Origin of the sequence: Streptomyces hazeniae (assembly GCF_031845485.1) — a bacterium.
GTDB lineage: Bacteria > Actinomycetota > Actinomycetes > Streptomycetales > Streptomycetaceae > Streptomyces > Streptomyces hazeniae.
Genome location: NZ_JAVREQ010000172.1, coordinates 1 through 455 on the forward strand (window position 1 = coordinate 1; position 455 = coordinate 455).

The window sequence follows — 455 nt, forward strand, 5'->3', positions numbered from 1 at the left end:
ATCAACAGCTGGGACATCAACGCGATCAACGGCATCCCCTCGAAGGGTCTGCTCCAGGTGATCCCGCCGACGTTCAAGGCGTACCACGTCAAGGGCACGTCCTCGAACATCTACGACCCGGTCGCCAACATCACCGCCGCCGCCAACTACGCGGCCGACAAGTACGGCTCGATCGACAACGTCAACAGCGCGTACTGAGGTCGGCGCGGACCTCTCCACGTGAACGCCGAAGGGCGGCACCCCGCACGGGGTGCCGCCCTTCCCGCCGTCCGCGCACAGCTGGTCGCGCACGACGCCGAGCTAGTCGCGCATGACCTCGGGCTCGTGGCGGCGCAGGAAGCGGGCCACGAAGAAGCCGCAGATCACTCCGAGGACGATCAGAGCGATCATGTCCAGGCTCCAGGCGCCGACGGTGTGTTCCCAGAGCGGGTCGTTGCTCTCGCCGGCGTCGGGCG

The 455-nt window shown here is 67.3% G+C and carries 1 protein-coding gene; it reads left to right on the forward strand.

Annotated elements, in window-relative coordinates; all coding sequences use genetic code 11:
• Positions 1 to 198: transglycosylase SLT domain-containing protein (locus RM572_RS29165; protein ID WP_311676360.1), on the forward strand; the 198-nt coding region annotated here is incomplete at its 5' end.
• Positions 199 to 455 lie beyond the last annotated feature (257 nt).